General features: G+C 67.1%; 1 pseudogene. It reads left to right on the top strand.

What is annotated here, in order from left to right:
* Positions 1 to 401, top strand: a pseudogene (locus Q5762_RS37285) (major capsid protein); the annotation flags it as partial.

Genomic DNA, 401 nt, shown 5'->3' with positions numbered 1-401 from the left:
AGACGCCGACCTGACCATCACCGCGAACAGCCTCTGGTCGACCGACACAACGGACGGACTGACCCAACTCGAGACGTGGATGGACCTGTACTCCACCCGCAACGGCACCGAACCCGGCGCGATCGTCATGCCGCGCCGCGTGTTCCGCGCCCTGTCCGGCCTTAAGGTCATGCAGGGCCAGACCGCTGCTGGGGCGTTCCGCCGCCCGATGGAGCAGGATGTTCGCGGCATCGTGTCCTCAGCCGGCCTGCCCGACATCATCATCTACGACCGGCGCACGAAGAGCGGGCGCGTCATCCCTGACGACACGCTGCTTTTCCTGCCGGAGCCGACCGCCATCGATGACTACAACGGGACCGAGCTCGGCGCCACGTTCTGGGGTCAGACCCTGACCGCGACCG

The organism is Streptomyces sp. P9(2023), from assembly GCF_032436795.1.
In the GTDB taxonomy this organism is placed as follows: domain Bacteria; phylum Actinomycetota; class Actinomycetes; order Streptomycetales; family Streptomycetaceae; genus Streptomyces.
Note: the sequence above shows the minus strand (reverse complement) of the source record. Positions and strands in the feature narration are given on the sequence as shown.